Annotated in this window: 16 protein-coding genes, 2 tRNA genes and 1 rRNA gene; 14 read left to right on the forward strand and 5 right to left on the reverse strand. The window is 38.4% G+C overall.

What is annotated here, in order from left to right:
• A 5S ribosomal RNA gene (rrf, locus tag FVB32_RS08870) occupies positions 1–82 on the forward strand; the annotation flags it as partial.
• 190 nt (positions 83–272) lie between these two features.
• Positions 273–2,006 carry a T9SS type A sorting domain-containing protein gene (locus FVB32_RS08875; RefSeq protein WP_147743456.1) on the forward strand — a complete coding sequence of 578 codons (1,734 nt, stop codon included), beginning with the start codon at positions 273–275 and terminating at the stop codon, positions 2,004–2,006.
• 71 nt (positions 2,007–2,077) lie between these two features.
• On the opposite strand, the gene FVB32_RS08880 is transcribed toward FVB32_RS08875, so the two are convergent.
• The 3 genes from FVB32_RS08880 to FVB32_RS08890 form a co-directional block, all read right to left on the reverse strand.
• Positions 2,078–3,544, reverse strand: coding sequence for a glutamate synthase subunit beta (locus FVB32_RS08880; RefSeq protein WP_147743457.1), 1,467 nt, complete (start codon positions 3,542–3,544; stop codon positions 2,078–2,080).
• A gap of 8 nt (positions 3,545–3,552) precedes the next feature.
• A complete protein-coding gene (gltB, locus tag FVB32_RS08885; protein WP_147743458.1) occupies positions 3,553–8,058 on the reverse strand; it encodes a glutamate synthase large subunit in 4,506 nt (1,501 codons plus the stop codon).
• Positions 8,059–8,363: 305 nt separating this feature from the next.
• Positions 8,364–9,506, reverse strand: coding sequence for an acyl-CoA dehydrogenase family protein (locus FVB32_RS08890; RefSeq protein WP_147743459.1), 1,143 nt, complete (start codon positions 9,504–9,506; stop codon positions 8,364–8,366).
• Between the two features lie 236 nt (positions 9,507–9,742).
• Between FVB32_RS08890 and nhaD the strand changes: the two genes are divergently transcribed.
• From nhaD to FVB32_RS08950, 12 genes are all read left to right on the forward strand, one after another.
• Positions 9,743–11,128: a sodium:proton antiporter NhaD gene (gene nhaD, locus FVB32_RS08895; protein WP_147743460.1), complete on the forward strand. Its 1,386-nt coding sequence runs from the start codon at positions 9,743–9,745 to the stop codon at positions 11,126–11,128.
• Positions 11,129–11,185: 57 nt separating this feature from the next.
• Positions 11,186–11,878, forward strand: coding sequence for a MotA/TolQ/ExbB proton channel family protein (locus tag FVB32_RS08900; protein WP_147743461.1), 693 nt, complete (start codon positions 11,186–11,188; stop codon positions 11,876–11,878).
• Between the two features lie 9 nt (positions 11,879–11,887).
• A complete protein-coding gene (locus FVB32_RS08905; protein WP_055396910.1) occupies positions 11,888–12,274 on the forward strand; it encodes an ExbD/TolR family protein in 387 nt (128 codons plus the stop codon).
• Positions 12,274–13,152, forward strand: coding sequence for an energy transducer TonB (locus FVB32_RS08910; RefSeq protein ID WP_147743462.1), 879 nt, complete (start codon positions 12,274–12,276; stop codon positions 13,150–13,152). Before FVB32_RS08905 ends, FVB32_RS08910 begins: the two co-directional genes overlap by 1 nt.
• Positions 13,153–13,156: 4 nt before the next feature.
• Positions 13,157–14,368 (forward strand): bifunctional folylpolyglutamate synthase/dihydrofolate synthase, encoded by a 1,212-nt coding sequence (locus FVB32_RS08915; protein WP_147743463.1) that lies wholly within the window; start codon positions 13,157–13,159, stop codon positions 14,366–14,368.
• Between the two features lie 73 nt (positions 14,369–14,441).
• A tRNA-Val gene (locus FVB32_RS08920) sits at positions 14,442–14,516 on the forward strand.
• A gap of 346 nt (positions 14,517–14,862) precedes the next feature.
• Entirely contained in the window at positions 14,863–15,312 is a 450-nt protein-coding gene (locus tag FVB32_RS08925) for a helix-turn-helix domain-containing protein (RefSeq protein WP_147743464.1), read from the forward strand.
• A gap of 468 nt (positions 15,313–15,780) precedes the next feature.
• Entirely contained in the window at positions 15,781–19,032 is a 3,252-nt protein-coding gene (locus tag FVB32_RS08930; protein ID WP_147743465.1) for a SusC/RagA family TonB-linked outer membrane protein, read from the forward strand.
• A 22-nt stretch (positions 19,033–19,054) separates the two neighbouring features.
• Entirely contained in the window at positions 19,055–20,788 is a 1,734-nt protein-coding gene (locus FVB32_RS08935; protein ID WP_147743466.1) for a SusD/RagB family nutrient-binding outer membrane lipoprotein, read from the forward strand.
• A 29-nt stretch (positions 20,789–20,817) separates the two neighbouring features.
• Positions 20,818–21,681 carry a hypothetical protein gene (locus tag FVB32_RS08940; protein WP_147743467.1) on the forward strand — a complete coding sequence of 288 codons (864 nt, stop codon included), beginning with the start codon at positions 20,818–20,820 and terminating at the stop codon, positions 21,679–21,681.
• A gap of 103 nt (positions 21,682–21,784) precedes the next feature.
• Positions 21,785–22,195 (forward strand): 6-pyruvoyl trahydropterin synthase family protein, encoded by a 411-nt coding sequence (locus FVB32_RS08945; protein ID WP_147743468.1) that lies wholly within the window; start codon positions 21,785–21,787, stop codon positions 22,193–22,195.
• 32 nt (positions 22,196–22,227) lie between these two features.
• Positions 22,228–22,302 (forward strand) — tRNA-Val (locus FVB32_RS08950).
• Between the two features lie 7 nt (positions 22,303–22,309).
• Here the strand turns inward: FVB32_RS08950 and FVB32_RS08955 are convergent.
• Complete coding sequence (locus FVB32_RS08955; RefSeq protein WP_147743469.1) at positions 22,310–22,681, reverse strand: thiol-disulfide oxidoreductase DCC family protein; 372 nt, start codon at positions 22,679–22,681, stop codon at positions 22,310–22,312.
• A 110-nt stretch (positions 22,682–22,791) separates the two neighbouring features.
• Positions 22,792–24,066, reverse strand: a complete 1,275-nt coding sequence (locus FVB32_RS08960) for a UDP-N-acetylmuramoyl-tripeptide--D-alanyl-D-alanine ligase (RefSeq protein ID WP_147743470.1) — start codon at positions 24,064–24,066, stop codon at positions 22,792–22,794.
• Positions 24,067–24,079 lie beyond the last annotated feature (13 nt).

Raw genomic sequence — 24,079 nt, forward strand, 5'->3', positions numbered from 1 at the left:
TTTCCATTCCGAACAGGGAAGTTAAGCCCGTTTGCGCCGATGGTACTGCTATACCAAGTGGGAGAGTAGGTCGCCGCCTTCCTTGAACGCCCTTTACATCACGTAAAGGGCGTTTTTTTTGTTCAGTAAATCAATTAAGTAAGAATTTACTTACAAAACACTTATATTTGAAATGCCTCAAGTGTAATTTTATTTCTTCAACTTATGCACATTATGATTATCTGGCAGATTCGCTATGGTATTTGGATTTGTAACCATTAAAACTAAATACTATGAGGAAACTATTACTATTGTTTATTTTATTCCTATCAATTTCATTGGCAAGAGCACAGTCATGTAATTGTGATGTTACGCTTACCGGACTATCAACATCAACCTTGAATCTAGTTTGGGCATCAAATGTCAGCTATTCTCCTGGGGACACAATCTGTATACCAGCTGGCAATTATGCTGGCATACGTTTTTATGATTTTGAAGGAACAGCGACCAACCCAGTAACATTTAAGAATTGTGGCGGGCAGGTTGTTCTAAATGAAACTGCTTATTCAGCCCTCGAATTTAAAAATAGCAAATACATTCATCTAACGGGTACAGGTGATGTGAACCATAATTATGGCATCAAGATAGAAGGAACCGGACCTTGGGCTATGGGCATGGTTTTAAGTGCGCTAAGTACAGATGTTGAAATAGATCATATAGAGGTTGCTCATGCTGGTTTTGCAGGGTTAATGGCAAAGACTGATCCCGATTGTAACAATACTGATACATGGAGGGTCAACGGTTTTGTAATGAAAAATTTAAATATTCATCATAACTATATTCACAATACTCACGGTGAGGGTATTTACATCGGTTTTACTTTAGGTTATAAACTGGATTCCGGGCGGAACTGTAGTGGTACCAAAGTCTATGGGCATTGGTTGGAAAATGTGGATATACATCATAATATAGTTGAAGATACTGGTTGGGACGCTATTCAATTAAATCTTGCCCACATTAATAGTAAGGTGAGAGATAATACAATTTATGATTATGGGACCAGAGGAAATTGGGGGCAAGCTTTTGCCTTGAGTCTAGGGGGTGGTGCTTATGAAGTTTTCAATAATCATATCGTCAATGGCCCTTTGGAAAAAGGATGGGGAATGCAAATAATTAATGGCGAAAGCGGGACAAAGGTTTATAATAATGTATTTGTAAAACCCAAAATGCACGGGATCTTTCTCCATAACAGACACGAATTTGAAGATTTAAATGTGGGTTATTATGTGGCAAACAATACTATAGTAGAACCGGAAAGAGCCGGAGTGCATTATAACACGACAGTTTTGCACCCTGTTGATCCAGCTGATTTATATAGGAATCAGAGTGAAGTTCCATCGTATTTTGTAAATAATTTGGTGGTTGATCCAGGATATGATTTTGAGGGAGGAAACACTTGGAAACAAAATCAGGAAAGTTATTTTGACTTCAATGAAAGGGATACAAGGGATAGTTTGTTAACCAATATCTATTCAAACATTATGACTCGTCAAATAGATACTTTAGGATTAACGGATGTCTTGAACAACGATTTTAGCCCCTCTTCTTCAGGTTCGGCTGTTGTTGATATGGGGTCGAGCATTACTTCATGGGGAATCACTTTTGATATGGATAATGCATCGCGACCTTCTGGCAGTGCTTTTGATGTGGGGGCCTATGAATTTCAATCTAGTGGAACTCCTTTGAAAGCGCAATTGCCTGAAGATGTTGAATTGTTTGATGTACTTGATGAAAAGCAAGCAGGGACATTATTCTACCCAAATCCAACAAGTTCATCGTTTAGATTGGAAAATAGTAAGTATCAAGATGCAATTATTCAATTAATAAATATGGAAGGAAGAATTGTTCATACAGCTAGTTATAAGATGGGTACCTCTTTTAATGTTGAAGAATACACTGCTGGGCTGTATTTTTTGAAATTAATTACCTTAGATGAAACCGAGGTACATCGCTTAATAATTAGATGATTAAAAACAAAAACTCCCCAAAATAATTCTTTGGGGAGTTTTCTATAAAGGGTTTGGTTGGGTATTTAATTTTAAATTCTTGGTAAATCACCATCACCTTTTAAAGGTAAATTTGATTTTCCCATCAGGAAGTTGTCTACATGGTGAGCGGCCTCTCTTCCTTCAGATATTGCCCAAACGATTAAGGACTGTCCTCTCCTTTGGTCACCAGCAACAAAAATACCTGGAACATTGGTTTTGTAATCTTTTACTGAGGCGCTAATATTGGTTCTGGCATCCATTTGTAAACCTAACTGTTCGGCTATAGTGGTTTCAGAACCTGTAAATCCTAGAGCTAGTAAAGCCAAATCGCAATCCCATTCTTTTTCCGTTCCTGCTACTTCTTTTAAGATAGGTCTTTGTCCTGGTACTTTTTCCCAGAAAACCTCAGATGTAACAAGGCCTTTTAAGTTGCCATTTTTATCTCCAACAAACTTTTTGGTTGAAATACTAAAGACACGTTCAGCACCTTCTTTGTGGGATGTGCTTGTTCTCAAGCGCATAGGCCAAAATGGCCATGGCTGCCCCTCAGGTCTTGCTGTGGTTGACTTGGGCATAATCTCAAAATTGGTTACTGAATCTGCTCCATGGCGAATTGAGGTCCCAATACAGTCGGAACCGGTATCTCCACCACCAATGACAATAACTTTTTTCCCTTTCGCTGAAAGCTCTTCACCTTTATATGGAATACCATCAACTTTTCTATTGTTTTGCGGAAGAAAATCCATGGCTTGTACAACGCCTTTTAAATCAGCTCCTGGTATGGGAAGTTTTCTTCTGACTGTGGCACCACCGCAAAGCACAATGCTGTCATATTCTTTCTGAAGCTCATCGGCTTTAATATCGACCCCTACATGCACACCGGTTTTGAAGGTAATCCCTTCTTTTTTCATGACTTTCAGCCGCCTGTCGATAACATTTTTTTCCATTTTGAAATCAGGAATACCATAACGCAACAACCCTCCAATTTTTTCATCACGTTCCAAAACAGTGACGGAGTGCCCTGCTCTATTTAATTGTTGGGCCGCAGCGAGACCTGCAGGGCCAGATCCTATCACAGCGACTTTTTTGCCAGTTCGGCTAATAGGTGGCTCAGGTTTTATCCAGCCGTTTTTAAACGCTGTTTCCACAATATTTTTCTCAATATTTTCTATGGATACTGGGTCTTCATTGATGCCCAGTACACAGGCTTCCTCACATGGAGCTGGGCATAACCTGCCCGTAAACTCTGGGAAGTTATTGGTTGAATGTAGAATCTTGGTTGCTTTCTCCCACTTTCCTTGATATACGGCATCATTAAAATCTGGAATGAGATTGCCTAATGGACAACCACTATGGCAGAATGGGATACCACAATCCATACACCGTGCACCTTGGTCTTTTAGTTCCTTTTCTTTTAAGGGAACTGTAAATTCCTTATAGTTTTTGATTCTCTCTTTAACAGGTGCATAGGCTTCATCCTTCCTGTCAAACTCCATAAATCCTGTCGTCTTTCCCATGGCTCAAATTATAAGGTTTGTAATTTTTCTTTTTCTAATCGTATCAATGCCTGGCGGTATTCCTCTGGAAAGACTTTTACAAATTTTGGCAAACAGTCTTCCCAATTTTCAAGAATATCTTGTGCCAGAGGGCTTAATGTGGCATTATAGTGATTTTCGATAAGCTCTTTTAACTGCTTAATATCATTGTCTTCTTCAACAGCCAATAAATTGAGCGTTTCCCCATTACATCTTCTCTCAAACAAATTATCCTTATCAAAAACATAGGCTATTCCGCCGCTCATTCCTGCACCAAAGTTTCTTCCAACAGCTCCTAAAATAACAGCAACTCCACCAGTCATATATTCACATCCATGATCACCAATACCTTCTACTACAGCTTTTGCTCCTGAATTTCTAACACAAAAACGCTCTCCAGCTTTACCATTTATATATGCTTCTCCAGATGTTGCACCATACAAGGTCACATTGCCGGTGATAATATTGTCTTCGGGCTTTAGTGTAGATTTATAAGGCACTTTAATAATCAATTTTGCTCCTGAAAGGCCTTTTCCAAGATAGTCATTGGTGTTTCCGTTAACAATCATGGTAAGTCCTTTTGTGGCAAAAGCCCCAAAACTTTGCCCGGCAGAACCGGTAAAATTCAGTTTTAATGTGTTGTCTGGTAATCCATCGGCACCATAAATTTTTGATATTTCATTACTCACAATGGCTCCTACGGCTCTATCCGTATTGTAAATTGGGAAATCCAAAGAAATTTTTTCTTTCCTGAACAACGCTGGATGGGCCTGAGCTATAATGTCAAACTCTATGGATTTTTCAATATTGTGAACTTGTTTCTGGGTGTTGTAGAATTTGGTTCCTTCGGGAACATCTACTTGATAAAGAATTGGACTTAAGTCGATACCGGCAGCTTTGTAGTGTTCAATAGCTTTTTTTCTATCCAATTTTTGTACTTGACCTACCATTTCATCAATGGTTCTAAAACCAAGTTTGGCCATAATTTCTCTAAGTTCCTGAGCTACAAAATACATGTAGTTGACTACATGTTCTGGTTTTCCTTTGAATTTTTTGCGTAGCTCTGGATTTTGAGTGGCGATGCCTACAGGACAGGTATTTAAATGACATACACGCATCATTATGCATCCTGATGCTACTAAAGGAGCTGTGGCAAATCCGAATTCTTCTGCTCCTAAAAGACAGGCTATGGCAACATCTCTTCCTGTTTTTAATTGCCCATCACATTCCAAAACTATCCGGTTTCTTAAATCGTTCAAAACCAGTGTTTGTTGTGCTTCGGCAATTCCCAATTCCCATGGAAGTCCTGCATGTTTTAATGAGGTTAGCGGTGATGCTCCTGTACCTCCATCAAATCCAGATATAAGAATAACATCTGCTTTTGCTTTTGAAACTCCAGCAGCAACGGTTCCAACACCTACTTCCGAAACTAATTTCACATTAATTCTTGCTTCTCTATTGGCTGATTTTAAATCATAAATCAATTGGGACAAATCCTCAATGGAATAAATATCATGATGTGGCGGTGGTGATATTAAACCGACATATGGAGTGGAATTCCTTGTCTTGGCTATGGCAGGATTCACCTTTGGACCTGGCAGTTGACCGCCTTCGCCCGGTTTGGCTCCTTGGGCCATTTTAATCTGAATTTCTTTTGCATTGGTCAGGTAGTCAGAGGTTACTCCAAATCTGCCTGAGGCAACCTGTTTAATAGCGCTGTTTTTCCAGTCACCTGTTTGATTTTTATAAAAACGAGCCGAATCTTCACCACCTTCACCAGAGTTACTCTTTCCACCAATTCGGTTCATGGCAATCGCTAAATTTTCATGGGCTTCCTTACTTATGCTTCCGTAGGACATGGCGCCGGTCTTGAATCTTTTTACAATTTCGGTCCATGGTTCTACTTCCTCAATAGGAATTGGGTCATAGTTTGAAAATTCAAACAACCCGCGGATGGTCATCAAGTTTTTTGATTGCTCATTAACCAATTTGGAATACTCTTTATAAGTATCCGGCTCGTTATTGCGTACCGATTTTTGAAGTTTGGCAATACTTAATGGATTGAACATATGTTTTTCACCATCCCTTCTCCAACGATACTCTCCGCCAATCTCAATATCAAGATTAGCTGCTAACTCCTGAGTTTTGAATGCTTTTTTGTGGCGTTTTGCTATCTCCTTTTCAATTTCATACAAACCTATTCCTTGAATACGAGTTGGCGTATTGGGGAAGTATTTGTCCACCACTTTGGTATTTATACCTATACATTCGAATAATTGGGAACCTCGATAAGAATTTAGGGTTGAGATTCCGATTTTGTTCATCACTTTTAAGATGCCTTTTCCGATAGCTTTGTTGTAATTCTTTATAGCTTCATCAAAAGTGTATTCTGTTATGTCGTTTTCTTCAATTTGTTCTCCAATGATTTCATTCACCAAGTAAGGGTTTATGGCACTGGCACCAAAACCGAAGAGCAATGCAAAATGATGTACTTCCCTTGGCTCTGCGGATTCAATAATAATACTGAGCTTAGAACGCTTGCCTAACCTGCTTAGCCCACTATTTACATACGAACATGCCAATAAAGCGGGAATTGCGGCCATTTCAGTACTCACCATTCTATCTGACAGGATTATGATATTGGCACCTTCATCGATAGCCGATGAAGCTTGGGTTAAAATAGCATCCAGTGCTTCTTCCAAGCCATTATGGCCTTTTCCAATTTCATACAGCATTGAAATAGAGACTACTTTGTAGTCTGGACTGGCATCGTAGTTTTTTATCTTATCCAAATCCTCTTTAGAGATAACAGGATTTTGAATCTTCAGTTTTCTGCAATGGTACTCTGATGTATCGAAAAGGTTTTGGTCACTTCCAAGTGTTAAACTAATATCTGTAATTAGTTCTTCCCTAATTCCATCCAAAGGAGGGTTCGTTACTTGTGCGAATAATTGCTTAAAGTAATTATAGATAAGCTGAGGCCTCTCCGACAATACTGCAATAGGGGTATCAGAACCCATAGAACCTATTGGTTCTTTAGCATACTTAGCCATGGGTAAGATGATGGTATTGATATCTTCCAAGGTATAACCAAAAGCAGCTCTTCTAGTTTCTATTGGGAATTCTCCATAAAAAACTGGGCAATCGTTATAAGGAATGTCCTTTAAATGAACGAGGTTGTTCTTTAGCCATTTTTTATATGGATGTTTTTTGGCTATAGTTTCTTTTATCTCCTCATCATTAATGATACGACCCTCTTCCATATTGACCAAGAACATTCTTCCCGGCTCAAGTCTGCCATGGAATTCAATATCTTCTGGTTCCAATTCGACCACACCTGTTTCTGAGGACATGATTACATATCCTTTTTTAGTGACAGAATACCTTGATGGGCGCAGTCCATTTCTATCTAAAACAGCACCTATGTAGTTCCCGTCGGTAAATGGAATTGAAGCAGGACCGTCCCAAGGCTCCATTAAACAGGAGTTATATTCATAAAATGCCCTTTTGGATTCTGACATTTCTGTATTCTTTTCCCAAGCTTCTGGAACAAGCATCATCATTACTTCTGGAAGGGAGCGGCCTGTCATTAAAAGTAGCTCCACGACCATATCCATACTTGCAGAATCCGATTTTCTAGGCAATACTACTGGAAGTATTTTTTTGATGTCTTCACCAAACCAATCACTTTTTAAAAGTTCTTCTCGGGATCGCATTCTGGATACGTTTCCTCTCAAGGTGTTTATTTCACCATTGTGGCACATGTAGCGGAAGGGTTGTGCCAAATCCCATGTTGGAAATGTATTGGTGGAAAAGCGTTGATGAACAAGCGCCAAACGTGTAACCACTCTTGAATCTAAGAGGTCTTCATAATACCTGCTGATATCGTGTGGAACCAAAAGCCCTTTAAAAATGATGATTTTGGTTGAAAGGCTTGGTAGGTAAAAGAACTGACTTTGTGAAAGTTTACTTTTAATAATGGCATGCTCGGTGATCTTTCTTGCAATGAAGAGCTTCAGATTAAATTGAAAATCATCAATAGCCTCACCTTTACCAACAAATACTTGTTTTACAAAAGGCTCCGTTTCGGCAGCAATTCTTCCAGGTACTGAACGGTTTACTGGGGCATCACGCCATCCTAATAGTTGTAATCCTTGGCTCTCAATATTTTCTTCGAAGGTTGAAATACAGAAATTTCGTTGATTTTCCTTTTGTGGAAGAAAAACATTGCTAACAGCATAATTCCCTGCTTCAGGTAAACTGAAGTCACATACTTCCGTAAAAAAATCATGTGGAATATCGATAAGGATTCCGGCGCCATCTCCTGTTTTACCATCAGAACTAACAGCACCTCTATGTTCTAGTTTGTCTAGTATTTCGAGGGCCTTATGAATAATGTCATTGGATTTTTTTCCTTTTAGGCTACAGATAAAGCCCGCACCACAGTTATCATGCTCAAATTCTGGGAGGTATAAACCTTGTTTTTCTAACGTCATCATTATGGTATTTCCTCAAAAATATCATTTTATATGAGTTATGTATAAGGTTTTTAAACTATTGTAATTAAATCATCAACGTATGGAATGAAACGTTAAAAAATATTCAAATCGAAAATTTAGGGAACATCAAATTGTGATAATCTCAAAAATATATGTTGAAAAAATAGTTTTAGCTCACTAACAGGGGTGGAAGTCTTGAAAGGTCAAATATTGCTATACAAAGCACCAAAAGTATAGGGAGGTAGTCAGCTAAAAACAAAAAATTTTAAATCAAGCCCTAATTTTTATAGGGTAAGATTTCACTAATCTTTTAGGATACTTCTGGAAATAACAATTTTTTGAATTTCAGAAGTGCCTTCATAAATCTGAGTAATTTTTGCATCACGCATCATTCTTTCGACATGATAGTCTTTAACGAAACCATTTCCACCATGTATTTGAACCGCTTCAACTGCAGTTTCCATAGCAACTTCGGAGGCATATAATTTAGCCATGGCCCCTGAAAGTGTGTAATCGTTTCCGTTGTCTTTATCACAGGCTGCTTGATACACCAAATGGCGTGCTGCTTGAATTTTGGTATGCATATCTGCCAATTTAAAGGCAATGGCCTGATGATTTGCAATTTCTGTTCCGAACGCTTTGCGCTCTTTTGAATATTTCTTGGCAAGTTCGTAGGCCCCGGTTGCAATACCAAGTGCCTGTGCTGCAATTCCTATTCTTCCTCCAGCAAGGGTTTTCATGGCAAATTTAAACCCGAAACCATCTTCACCGATGCGATTTTCCTTTGGTACTTTAACATCATTGAACAATAAAGAATGCGTATCACTTCCTCTAATTCCCAATTTGTTTTCTTTAGGCCCAATTTCAAAGCCTTCCATCCCTTTTTCAACAATAAGGGCATTGATTCCTTTATGTCCTTTTTCAACATCCGTCTGAGCTATGACTAAATAAACTTCCGCAGTTCCACCGTTGGTGATCCAGTTTTTTGTTCCATTAATAACATAGTGGTCCCCTTTGTCAATCGCAGTTGTTTTTTGAGAAGTAGCGTCACTTCCTGCTTCAGGTTCAGAAAGGCAAAAAGCACCTATTATTTCTCCAGATGCCAAACGAGTTAAATATTTTTGCTTTTGATTTTCAGACCCAAAAGTTTCCAAGCCCCAACAAACTAAAGAGTTGTTTACGGATACCACAACGGATGCTGATGCATCAACTTTTGATAGTTCTTCCATAACTAGGACATAGGAAAGTGTGTCAAGACCGCTGCCCCCATATTTTTCATCAACCATCATTCCTAAGAAGCCAAGTTCACCCATGCTCTTTACTTGCTCCGCTGGAAACTTTTGCGCATCATCCCGTTCTATTACTTCAGGTAATAATTCATTTTGAGCAAAATCTTTTGCAGCTTGTTGTATCATTAACTGCTCTTCGGAAAGTGTAAAGTCCATAAAATTGAGAAATAAATAAAAATACGATGCAAATATAGCTCTATGCTGGGATTTTTTTAGGAAATGGCACTAAAAATTGAGAATGATATAATGTTACTTGTCGATTTCTTGGGGAATAAAATTTTCTTAATATATTTCTAGGATTAAGATTATGTGGGAAAACTCATTTTGAATATCTTTAGCAAAGTAGATTGTTTTTTACAGACAATAAGTTTCACCTAAATTAACCAACTCACATGGAAACCATCCTCATTGCCATATTTGTAATTGGATACCTAGCGATTACCCTTGAACATAACCTTAAAATTGATAAGCTTATCCCTGCCTTGGCTATGATGGCTATTCTGTGGGCTATGATGGCTTTCGGCATCGATGGCTTTACAACTTGGTTTGATTCTGGTAAACATGCTTTAATGGATGGATTTTCCGCTCTGGGGCATGAAGATAAAATGCATGTTTTGGAGGAGACCTTACTGCATCATTTAGGAAAGACCTCAGAAATACTGGTATTCCTATTGGGAGCCATGACCATTGTTGAGATTATTGATTATTTTGATGGTTTTGCCACCATAAAATCTTTTGTTAAGACAAGAAGTAAAAGAAAGATACTTTGGATTTTTGCTTTCTTGGCCTTTATTCTTTCCGCTATTATAGATAATCTTACGGCGACTATTGTATTAATCTCCATCCTTCAGAAAATCGTTAAAGTAAGAAATGATAGATTATGGTATGCTGGTTTAATCATTATTGCTGCTAATGCAGGTGGGGCGTGGTCGCCAATTGGAGACGTTACCACCACCATGCTATGGATAGGAAATAAAGTAACCACAGGTAAATTAATTGGCTATCTATTAGTACCTTCATTAATATGTATGTTGGTTCCGACTTTTATTGCCTCCTTTTTACCGGCCTTTAAAGGAAGCATTGATGTAGAGGAAGCAGAGCCTGCCAAATCTAGATTTGGTGCAACAATGTTATATTTAGGCCTTGCTGCTATAGTTTTTGTGCCTATTTTCAAGACAATCACCCATTTGCCTCCATACGTGGGTATGATGTTATCCTTGGCCGTTGTTGCAACTTTTGCTGAAATCTACAGTAGTACTAAAATTACTATTTCGTCTGTTGATCAGGAAAGCGATGCGGAATCGCATCATAGTCCTGTGCATAGTGCTTTGACCAAGATTGAACTACCGAGTATTTTATTCTTCCTTGGAATTTTAATGGCTGTAGCTGCGCTTGAATCTTTAGGATTGCTATTTAATTTTGCAGAAGGATTAAAACAAGGTATTGGATTGTTGGGTACAGAGCTTCCTGGCACCGAGATTTCAGATTTGGTGGTCATCATTCTTGGTATTGGTTCTGCTGTAATAGATAATGTACCTTTGGTTGCTGCCAGTTTAGGGATGTTTTCCGAGCCAATAGATAATCCATTATGGCATTTTATTGCCTACTCTGCAGGAACTGGAGGAAGCATGCTTATTATCGGTTCTGCTGCTGGAGTTGTGGCCATGGGAATGGAGAAAATAGACTTCTTTTGGTATCTTAAAAAAATAGCATGGCTGGCATTCCTTGGATTTATAGCAGGGGCTATTTGCTTTGTTGTGATGCGATATTTTTTCTAAAAAATACTTTAGCTTAAAAATCTCCGTTATTATTGCAACTTAAATTGGGGATTTTATATGATTACTTTTCAAGATTTAGAAGAAGGGGCTGAGATGGGTGTATCTATTTCAGAAGAAAAAACCCTTTCCGTTATTGATTTAATTGTTAGTGGAGGAACGGGTAGTATCGTTATTATCATGGTACTTTTTGTACTTCTCTTTGTAGCCATGTACATTTATTTTGAACGCATTTTTGCTATTAAGGCGGCTTCAAAAATTGACAAAAACTTCATGAATCAAATTCGTGACCATGTCATGAATGGTAAACTGGACGCAGCTAAAATTTTGTGTGCACAAACAGACTCACCCGTAGCAAGATTAACGGAAAAAGGAGTATCTAGAATCGGGAAACCTTTGGATGACATAAACACTGCAATTGAGAATGCGGGTACTTTAGAGGTTTACAAACTAGAAAAAAATGTTAGTGTTTTAGCTACTGTCGCTGGAGCTGCTCCAATGATTGGTTTCTTGGGAACCGTAATTGGTATGATTTTGGCGTTCCATGAAATGGCAAGTAGTGGCGGACAAGCGGAAATGGGATCATTAGCATCTGGAATTTATACCGCAATGACCACTACCGTTGCAGGATTGGTAGTAGGTATTATAGCCTATATTGGATACAATCATTTGGTAAACAGAACAGATAAGGTGGTACATAAAATGGAAGCCAATGCGGTTGAGTTTTTGGATTTATTGAATGAACCTATTTAGAATTTCAGTATGAAACTAAAAGGAAGAAATAAGGTAAGCCCAGAATTTAGTATGTCATCGATGACGGATATTGTATTTCTGTTATTGGTATTTTTTATGCTGACTTCCAACGCGCCCAATGCTTTGGATTTACTGTTGCCAAAAGCTAAAGGGAAATCCACCAACACACAAAATGTTTCAGTAACCATAAACAAGAATCTGGAGTATTTTGTGAACAACGAACAGATAAACGAGGAATACATTGAAATTGAACTAAAAAAGGCACTTGAAGGTCAAGAAAAGCCAACAATCATTTTAAGGGCAGAGGAAAGCGTGGCTATTAAAGAGGCCGTAAACGTGATGGACATTGCCAACAGAAATAGTTACAAGGTTATCTTGGCTGTGCGGCCAAAATGATGTCATTTTTAGATACGAGACACAAGAAAAAATCATTTACGCTTACAACACTTCTGTTAAGCGTGCTATTGCTATTGCTATTTTATATTGGACTTACTTACTTAGATCCGCCCATTGAAAATGGAATTGCGGTCAATTTCGGCACCATGGATTTTGGCAGTGGTAAAGTACAACCCAAAGAAAAAGTTCGCTCCGAACCAAAAAAAGAAATAACCAAACCGGTAGAGCAGGTGCAGGAACAAGTTCAGCCCAAAGAAACAACTCCAGAAGCACCAGTTGAAAAGGTGCTAACCAGCGAAAACGAGGAGACAATCAAAATAAATCAGCAAAAAGAAGCCAAGCGCAAAGCAGATGAAGCTGCCAAAAAAGCCAAGGCTGAAACTGAGCGGATTGCTAGAGAGAAAAAACAAGCTGAGGACCGAAAAAGACAAGAACAAGAAGCAAAGAAAAAGAGTCTTGATGCCTTAATCGGTGGTATAGGAAAGTCTGATGGAAAAACTACTGGAAGTGAAGGAGATGATAACAAGGCTGGTGACAAAGGTAAACCCGACGGAGATCCTTATGCTACAAGTTCTTATGGAAGCCCAGGAAGTGGTAGTGGTACAGGAGGATATGGACTTAACGGCCGTTCTTTGGTAAACAAAGGCAAAGTGCAGCAAGAATGTAATGAAGACGGTACCGTTGTGGTTAGAATTGTAGTGGACCGGAATGGTAAAGTAATTAAGGCTACCCCTGGAGTTAAAGGGACTACCAATAATGCTCCCTGTTTATTGGCACCTGCGCGAAAAACTGCGTTTCTTCACAAATGGAATTTAGACTCAAATGCCCCATCACAACAAATAGGCTTTGTAGTAGTCAACTTTAAGCTCGGTCAGTAATTCTATGACTTATAAGGAAACTTTAAATTGGATGTTTCAACAACTTCCAATGTACCAGCAAAAAGGAGCTTCAGCACTTAAGGATAAATTAGATAATATCATTTATTTTTCTGAAGTCCTTGGGAGGCCTGAAAAGAAATTTAAAAGCATTCATGTTGCTGGGACCAACGGAAAAGGCTCAAGTAGTCATATGTTGGCTTCAATTCTTCAAGAGGCAGGATATAAGGTTGGACTCTATACCTCTCCCCATTTAAAAGATTTTAGAGAGCGTATTAAAATCAATGGGGAACCTATTGGCAAAAGGTGTGTAAAAGACTTTATAAGCAAGCACAAGGCATTTTTAGAGTATAATGAACTTTCCTTTTTTGAAATGACCGTAGGGATGGCGTTTCATTATTTTGCGGAGGAAAAAGTAGATATTGCTGTGATTGAAGTGGGCTTAGGAGGTAGGTTGGACTCCACAAACATTATAATTCCTGAAATTTCATTAATTACCAACATTGGATTAGATCATACTCAAATTCTGGGAGATACTTTAGAAAAAATTGCTTTAGAAAAGGCTGGAATTATTAAAAGAGACGTCCCAGTGGTCATAAGTGAATCGAAACCTGAGACGGAAGGAATATTTAAATTGATAGCGGCCCAGAAAAGTGCTAAAATAGTTTTTGCTGAAGAACTTCCAAATGAAAACTATGAAACAGATTTGAAAGGGAGTTATCAGAAAAAAAATATGAACGGTGTGGTTACTGTCTTAAAAGAACTGAAAGGCTTTGGGATAGAATCAATGCATATAAAAAATGGGCTTTTAAACTGTATTAAGAACACTGGCCTTTTAGGTAGATGGCAGGTTTTAGGAGAAAAACCTATGACGGTTTGTGATACGGCACATAATACTGAAGGGTTACGAATGATTTTGAGCCAGATAGACAAATATGGCGCGAAACAGATACATTTTGTCCTTGGTTTTGTTAATGATAAGGATTTAAAGGATGTGCTTGCATTGTTTCCAAAGAATGCTAAGTACTATTTTACACGACCAAATATCCCAAGAGGCTTGGAGGCGGAAAAATTAAAGCAGGCAGCAAGTGAATTTGGACTAAAAGGGAAAACCTATAAATCTGTCAAAGTTGGCCTTAAAAAGGCGTTGAACAATGCAAGGCTAGATGACTTTGTTTATATCGGAGGCAGTACTTTTGTGGTTTCTGAAGTGGTTTAAAGATTTTGTGTTTTTTTCTTTTTGCTAAACAAAAAATGATGCTATATTTGCACTCCCATTCAGAAAATGGAATGGGCGCGTAGCTCAGTTGGTTCAGAGCACCTGGTTTACACCCAGGGGGTCAGGGGTTCGAATCCCTTCGCGCCCACTAAAAAAAGGAGGCTTCAAAAAATTGAAGCCTCCTTTTTTTATATAAACGCTCACTTGATTTGGAAGTGATGTCTTTGTTGGCCATTTTGATTGATAATGTAGGCCTAAGTAAATATTTCAAGAGAGATGTATTGCAAAAAGTGCTGAAGAGATAATCATAACAAGGAGAAATTAAAATCAGAAAAACACCATTTATCTATCCTAATAAAATTAATAGATAAAGCAAATATTATACAAAAAAGGGTAAAGCTTCCCGAAGACATTTTACGTAAATCCTTATCGGATAGAACCGGAATCATTGGTTTTTATGGTAACTAGATGTAGTAAATAAATTTTAGAATGTCATGAAAAAGCTTTTTAGACATTTTTTTTCTACATACAATACTCAACCAGAGGAGTTTGGGAATACATCGGCAAACAAATATGTAAAGTCAGGTTTGTCACTGCAGGAAGCTTCCGAAATTAAGGAAAAAATTAAGCAGGCTTTTGAAAGAGATAAACTATATAAAAGCAATGCCATCGGCCTTAATGATCTTTCCTTACACATAGCAAAAGACCGATATAAAGTCTCCCAGGTACTCAATGAATACTTGGCGAAGAATTTTTATTCCCTGTTAAATCATTACAGAATACAAGAGGCCAAAGATTTATTGGTGTCTCAACCGTTCCTTAGCGTAAAAGCAGTAATGTATGAAGTAGGCTTCAACAGTAAAACTAGTTTTTATAGTGCTTTTAAAAAGGAAACAGGATTATGTCCCAACGACTTTCGTGTTTTGACCTCCTACGCTTCCTAACTTAAATAGGATTTTCTCTTCCTTTTCCTCTTAATTATGCTACTTAGAGGATTGTAAATTACAAATCAGTTTTTGGGAATTTAGCGTATAGTTTTTTGTGCTATTTAAAGCTACCAAACTTCACTCTCTTTATGCATTGCTATAGAGATTTGTTAAAATTTAAGAAACCTTTTTACTTAGAATTTGGGAATAAACAATTGTTAAAAACGGTACTCCCCGTTGGGCTAGTATTTTTTTGTTGTTCGGCCCGTTTTAGAAGTACCCTTTATGTTCAATCTTATAATTGTTTTGTTGTTGCAATTGTAAAGGTAAGGCGGTGAGAGGCCTTACTACCTTAAAATAGAGACTTTCCAATAAGTTTTGTTTTCGTAATAGGGAGTATTATTTGAATTAGCTATCAAACACCTTCTTCCGCCTGCCTTTCTCAGTTGCGCTAACTCATTAATTACTAACAAAACTTTTAACTCTATGAAAGTAAAGAAGCTATTTGGGACCCTCGTCTTAATGTTATTTTGTATAGCATTTGCCCGGTCTCAAGAAAAAACGATTACCGGTACAATCATTGACCAGACAGGAATACCACTACCTGGAGTCAATATTGTAGTCGATGGTACTACCAATGGGACACAATCTGACTTTGATGGTAATTATTCCATTGTAGCAAGTGTTGGTCAAACACTGGTGTACACTTATCTCGGTCAAAGGCCAGCAAGAAGACTTGTTGGTGCACAAAGTGTTATAGATATCCAAATGGAGGAAGATGCACAAGCCTTGGAAGAGGTTGTAGTGACGGCATTGGGTATTAAAAGAGAAAAACAAGCTTTGGGATACGCAGTTGCCGAAGTTTCTTCTGAACAACTGGAAGAAAAGGCCGAAGGAGATTTGGGAAGAGTCCTGATCGGTAAAGCATCTGGGGTTAATATCACTCAGCAAAGTGGTCTTTCGGGCTCTGGTACAAATATCGTTATTAGAGGATATAATTCTTTTAGTCAAAGTAACCAACCTTTATTCATTGTTGATGGAGTTCCTTTTAATGGAGATACTAACTCCTCGGGCAGACAAGGATCTAGACAGGATTTCATTAATGGGAACAACGGATCCAGCAGGTTTTTGGATTTAGACCCTAACAGTATAGAAAGTGTAAACGTGCTAAAAGGTTTGGCCGCATCTACACTTTATGGTTCTTTAGGTAGAAATGGTGTTATTCTAATAACAACTAAAGCAGGTTCTGGAGGGCAGGGTGCAAAGAAGACAGAGATCACTGTAAACAGTTCTTTGTTTTTTAATGAAATTGCCTCAACTCCAGAATATCAAAACCAATTTGGTAACGGTTTCGACCAGTCCTTTGGATGGTTCTTCAGCAACTGGGGACCTAGTTTTGATAGAGACGGAATCTCTGGTTGGGGAAACAGTACAGCTTTTGATGCCAATGGAACACTTCCACACCCATATTCAATTTCTGCTGCGGGACAACAGGCATTCCCAGAATTCGCTAACGCAAGATATGAATGGAGACCTTATGATAGCTTTGGAGATTTCTTTAAAACAGGAACGGTTACCAATCTATCTATAAATGCAAGTGGTAGCTCAGACGATGGTAAAGTATCCTACAATGCCAATTATGGCCATTTAAAAGATATTGGTTTTACACCTGGAAACAGCTTAAACAGGAACAATTTTGGTATCGGTGGTCGTGCTGTTCTTAGTAACAAATTCACCATATCTGGAGCATTAAATTTTGCAAGAACAAAGTTTATATCGCCTCCAGTGGCCTTGAGTCAAGGTAATGGAGCAACAGGCTCTGGTTCTTCCGTATTTGGAGATTTGTTCTTTACGCCTAGAAGTATTGATGTCGTTGGGCTTCCTTTTCAAAGCCCCATTGATGGAAGTAGTATTTATTATAGAAATGGTAATGATATTCAACACCCCTTATGGACCGCAAATAATGCGGGAACAAGGCAAGAAACCAATAGAGTTTTTGGTAATATGGGAATCCAATACCAGTTTAATGACAATCTAAACCTTATCTATAGGGTTGGTATTGACGTTTATAGTGAAAACAACGTGAATTTTCAAAATAAAGGAGGAATCAACGGAAATGTTCCACAACCTAGATTGGCCAGCGGTATTTATGAAACATGGAACAATACCAATACCATTTGGGATCATAATATTGCGTTCAATGGCGATTATGACATTACTGAGAAAGTTGGAACAACATTTAATGTTGGTGTTAATGGTAGACGGGAAATCTTTGACCAGAATGGTATCGCAAGTGACGCACAGCAAGTATTTGGAGTTTTAAGACACTTTAACTTCTTAAATCAGAATGAGATACAACAAACCTCTGAAAGAAATCTTGTTGGATTCTATGGTCAGGTAGAATTGGATTACGATAACTACGTATACCTAACCTTGGCCGGAAGAAACGATTGGGTTTCCAACCTTTCAACTGCTAACAGGTCACTTTTTTATCCTAGTGCAAGTGTTTCTTTTGTGCCAACAAAAGCTTTTGATGGCCTAAAGAGTGAAAATGTACTCAACTATTTAAAAATAAGAGCAGGATATGGTACTTCGGCTGGATTCCCAGATGCGAATTCTGATAATTTCCCAGTTTCTAACCGATTAGTGTTAGATACCCAAGATTTTCAAGATGCAACAGGAACCAATGTGGTGACCAATACGAGTCCATTAACACTTGGAAATCCAGATTTGAAACCTGAGCAAGTTTCCGAAATAGAACTTGGAGTTGAAACAAGATGGTGGGATGGTAGAATCACTTTAGATGCTTCGGTTTACGAACGAACTACCACAGATTTGATTGTTCAGCAGCCGTTAGATCCATCCTCTGGTTTCTTTAGAACCAATACTAACGTAGGTGAGATTAAGGGAGAGGGGATAGAAATAGATCTTGGACTTAACTTTTTTAGAAGTGCGGAAGAAGGTGGTTTTGACTGGAGCACAAACATCAACTTTACTGCTAATGAGTCTGAGGTTACCGACTTGGGACAAGAAACAGATTTGATAGTATACTCTGGTTTTGGCAACTTAGGAAATGCCGCAATAGAAGGGCAGCCTTTAGGAGTAATATACGGAACTCGTATTCTAAGAGATGCCAATGGTCAATTTGTGGTCAATAGTATTGGGGACTTTGTTCAAGATCCACAAGATGGGGTGATTGGTGATCCAAATCCAGATTTTGTGGCAAACATCAACAACACTTTTTCCTATAAAAATTTCAGTTTTGGATTCCAGTTTAACTGGACACAAGGAGGTGATATTTGGTCCAGTACAATTTCCACCCTACTGGGTAGAGGTCTTATTGTTGAAACACTTGATCGTGAAAATACATTTGTATTACCAGGTGTTCAAAGTGATGGTAGAGTCAATGACGTACAGATAAACAACTCAGATTATTTTTTCAATAACATTTTAGGGACTATTTCAGAACTGCAGGTGTTTGATGCTACAGTGCTTCGTTTACAGGAAGTTACATTAGGCTACTCTTTGCCCAAGAAGTATTTGAAAGACACGCCTTTTGGAGCACTTTCTTTTACTGTTTCTGGATTCAATCTTTGGTATGATGCGATTAACACTCCCAATGGTGCCAATTTTGATCCTAACACTTCTGGTACAGGGGTGGGTAACGGATTTGGTTTCGATTTCCTTAATGGACCAAGTTCAAGAAGATATGGATTCAGTGTAAAAGCAACATTCTAAGATGACAAAAAAAGATAGAAAAATGAAAATAAGAAGCAAACATATAGCAATGAGTCTATTTACTGGACTCTTGATGATGACCTCTTGCGAAGTCACTGAGCTAGATATAACAAACGATCCAAACTTTCTAACGCCTGATTTAGCAGCTCCAGATTTCTTTATTACTTCTATACAAGAAGATTTTGCTAGACAATTGGACGGTGATGTTTCAGGTGATCCAAATGATAATTTTGTGACCGGTGGTTTTCAATTCGGAGATGGCCTTTCACCTTTGGGTATGGAACTTACCAGAATAATGCAAATGTCCAGTAGAGATTATGAAAGTACCTACCAGGATAGTGATGTTGATGATGAATGGGATAATGCTTACCGAGGGATTCTTTTCGATATTAGATTGATGACCCCCTTGGCAGAAGAAGCGGGTCAAACACGTCATTTAGGGATTGCTCAATTTATTGAAGCATATACAATATCTTCTTTAGTAGACTTTTTTGGTGACATACCTTATACCGAGGCAGTTCAAGCTCCAGAGATTGTTAATGCAACTTTAGATAGTGGTGCATCCGTATATGAGGCAGCACTTGCACTTTTGGATCAAGCAATAATCAATTTTACCAATACGGCATCTGCCACACCTCCAACAGAGCTTTTTTACGGCAATGACTACACCAAGTGGGTTAAGGCAGCCAATACATTAAAAATGAAGCTTTACCTACAGACAAGGCTAGTGGACCCAGGCGCTATAGATGCCTTTAATGCAATAGTCAATTCTGGAGATTATATTACAGATACTGCAGATGATTTTGATTTTGTTTGGCCAGGTACAAGTGCTGCACAGCCAGATAATAGACACCCAAGATATGGACTGAACTACGTTTCCAATGGCCCTGGGGATTATGCTTCAAACTGGTTGATAAATAAAATGCAAACAACCAATGACCCAAGGATTAGGTACTATTTTTATAGACAGACCAATGAAGTTCCTGGGCAGGAGATTCCCGCAGATGAGCAAACGTTGAGATGTTCGTTGCAAACCCCACCATTGCATTACACTACGGGAGGCTTTACATTTTGTAATCTGCCAAATGGATACTGGGGTAGAGATCACGGAGATGATGAAGGTGCTCCACCAGATGGCCCCTTAAGAACAACTTGGGGGGTATATCCAGCAGGTGGTCGTTTTGACGATGATAGCTTTAGTCCTGTAGCACAGCCTACAGATCCATTATCTAATGGTGGCGGTGGTGCCGGTGTAACGCCAATCTTAAATGCTTTTATGGTTGATTTTTGGAGAGCGGAAATAGAATTGGCTCAAGGTAATGCCGCATTGGCACAAGGTTTCTTGGAAGCGGGAATGACAAAACAGATAGCAAAAGCAAGAAGTTTCGTATCAGTCGATCCTAATGCTGACCTTTCTTTTGAACCGTTGGCAACCGATGTAACAGACTTTATTAATGGAGTGGTTTCAGACTTTGGAGCAGCTTCTGGAGATGACCAATGGAATATTTTGGCAGAAAGTTACTTTGTAGCTCACTACGGAAATGGGATTGAGACATATAACTTCTACAGAAGAACAGGGTTTCCAAATAGTTTGCAGCCTAATAGGGAACTAGATCCAGGAAGTTTTCCGAGGTCTATGTTTTACCCTAACCAAGCAGTGACTTCTAATTCCAACATTACGCAAAAAGCAAATCTTGCGGTACAGGTATTTTGGGATAATAATCCAGCAGGACCTTCATTCCCTAATTCGAACTAATTAAAGCAATGACTGATAAAAATAATATTATGAAAAAAATAAGAACATACATATTATTCGCTATAGGGTTGATGACAGCTGTTTCCTGTTCGGAGGAAAAAATAGTGGATGACGTACAGGCAACCGTTGGACGTGGATTGGTACTTAGAACAGTTGCTAATTTAAGTACCACATATAACCTTCTCGAGCCTACCTCAACCTTTGGGGTAACTCTGGAAGCCCAGGATAGTGAAAATGGAGATTTACTGCAAGAGGTAAGAGTATTTGTTCAATTTGTGGATAACACCGTTGTTGGAGATAATGACCTCTCATCTGAGGAGGCATTGGCAAGTACAATTCCAGCTTCAGCCTTTAGTGATGGACCATTTGGTTTTCCTAGGGCAGATTTAGTGGTCACGTTGAGCGATGCATTAACCGCTGCCGGAACGGATTTTTCCATAGTTGATGGAGGAGACGCCATCAGTTTTAGGTTGGAAGCACAACTTACCGACGGTCGGGTTTTTACGAACAGAGCAGCAGGAACGGTAGCTAATGGATCTTTTTTTTCATCACCATTTGCCTACAGTGCTGGTATAAATTGTATTCCAACTTCCCCTGTTATTGGTGATTATGAACTTAATTTGGCAGATGAATTTGCAGATACATGGGATGGTGCATTTATTACGGTAACCATAGATGGAGTAGACACTGATTATACCATGGCCAACGGTTTGGCCACAGTTTCGTTCACTATCTCAGTACCAGCGGGGACAACTGAGCTCATATTTACCTATGTTGCCGGTGCTTTTGAAGAGGAACACACTTTTGAATTAATAGCACCTTCTGGTGAAACTGCTGCTTCTGGGGGTCCAGGCCCAACTCCAGGAGAGATTGTTTTAAATATTTGTTCATAGGGGTAGTACCTATTATATCATTAAAAAAAGGGTTGCTATAAGGCAACTCTTTTTTTTGTATATAAAACTGTGCTGAGTCCTATCTTTTTATTTGCTTTGTGGTATGATTTCCACAATTTGTAGAAAAGCCCATTTTAATGCAGCCCATAGACTGCACAATCCTAATTGGAGTGATGAGAAGAATGTAGAGATTTTTGGAAAATGCAATAGTCGCAACTATCATGGGCATAATTTTGATCTTGAAGTTAGAATTAGAGGAGAGATTGATCCAAATACTGGCTTTGTAATGGATTTGGCAGTGTTAGGAGCGCTTATAGCAGATGAAATAGAGGAGCGGTTTGATCATAAGAATTTAAATGAGGACTGTCCAGAATTTAAGGAATTGTTGCCAACAACCGAATACTTTGTAAAAGTGATTTATGATATCCTAAAACCTAAGTTGGACAAAGAACAATTACTTCATATTACATTGCATGAAACGCAAAAGAATTCTGCCGAATATGGAGATTGGTAACAATTTTACGATATTGCAGCCCTTTTGTTAATGGGATATTAGCTCAGTTGGTTTAGAGCGCTGCCTTGACAGGGCAGAGGTCACTGGTTCGAATCCAGTATGTCCCACAATTTCTTAGAAACTTACCGTACAGGTTTGGGATTTTCCAAACCATTTTACCCTATTTCTAGATGCTATTTTATAAATCGTATCCCTCACAATTCTTGGTACAAAGGCCAATAGGGCAGCGGGTAATCTCCATTTTGGGATTTTGGAGATAATCTTTAAAAAGCCATCTGAATGAGTGTGCTTTCCGTTTTCGTCAAACAAAATAACTGTTTCCAAATGACTTGTAGGGAAATCATATTGCTTAAGCAAATCTTGTCCTTGAGGCGATTGAAAGGGAACGAATTGAAAAATGTCCACGGGAGCAAACTTTAAGAGCCAACCTACCACACCATTGCATAAGTTGCATTCTCCATCAAAAACAATTACACTTTTTTCCATGACCTGTTTAGTTTTGTTTGTTATTGTGTCGAACAAAACCCGAAGACATTTCAAGTAATCTTGCTATAAACAATTGATATGTTGAATATTGTGATTTTTTTATGATTTTATCATAAAATATCCAAAACTCGTTCTAATGCCATCCCTCTAGAACCTTTAATAAGCAAAGCGCCCTTTTTAAGCCTGTTTTGATTCAGATGTTCTTTTAAATCATGAAAGGATTTGAACTTTTCATAGGAGGTTTTAGCTGCGAAGAAATTTTCACCCACAAAGAAAACATCATTAAAACTTAAATTTTTGGTCATATCAGCTATGGATTGATGCTCTTTTAAAGCATCTCTACCAAGTTCAAACATATCTCCAAGAATTAGTGTCTTGTTTTTGGCTTCCATGATTGCAAAATTCTCCAAAGCTGCCTTCATACTGGTAGGATTGGCATTGTAGGCGTCTAAAATTATCTCGAACCCTTTTTTATTTATTATCTGAGATCGATTATTCTTGGGTTGATAGGATTCAATGGCCACTTTGATTGCTTCCATGGGTACATTAAAGTATTTCCCCATAAGAATGGCAGCACTGCAATTGGTAAAATTATATTTGCCAATAAGTTGTGTTTCAATCGGAATACTTTCAACCTCAAGAGCGACAAATGGGTTGGCATCGATAAATTTGATGTTGTAAAATTGGTGGTCACTCTGACTAAAACCAATTCTTTTAGTGTAAGAACCCAGTTTTTGAAATTGAATAGGGTCATCGGCATTTAAAAAAACATGTTTTTTATTGGCAATGAGGTAATCGTAGAGTTCGCTTTTTCCTTTGATTACACCTTCAACACCCCCAAAACCCTCTAGGTGGGCTTTACCAAAGTTGGTGATGTATCCAAAATCTGGTTGTGCAATACTACTTAAAAATGCGATTTCCTTTTGATGGTTAGCTCCCATTTCCACGATTGCTATTTCAGTTGTATTTGTAATGGATAAAAGCGTCAAAGGCACTCCAATATGGTTGTTTAGATTCCCTTTTGTAGCGATGGTCCTATATTTTTTAGAAAGAACCATGTTTATTAGTTCCTTTGTTGTGGTCTTGCCATTGCTCCCTGTAATGGAAATGACCTTTGCGTTGCTATAGTTTCTATGAAATGTGGATAGTTTTTGAAGTGTTTGCAACACATCGTTTACAAGAATGCATTGTTCAGAAACCCTATGGTCTTCCTCGTCTATAATTACATAGGCAGCCCCTTTGGTTAATGCTTCCTTTGCAAATTTATTGCCATTAAAGTTGGGACCTTTTAAAGCAAAGAATAGACAGCTTTCAGTAATTTTTCGCGTATCGGTACAAATCGTAGGGTATGCTAAGAATAGTGCGTGCAGTTGTTCCAATGTCATAAATCGAAGATAA

The sequence above is a fragment of the Flagellimonas hymeniacidonis genome, from assembly GCF_008040165.1.
In the GTDB taxonomy this organism is placed as follows: domain Bacteria; phylum Bacteroidota; class Bacteroidia; order Flavobacteriales; family Flavobacteriaceae; genus Flagellimonas; species Flagellimonas hymeniacidonis.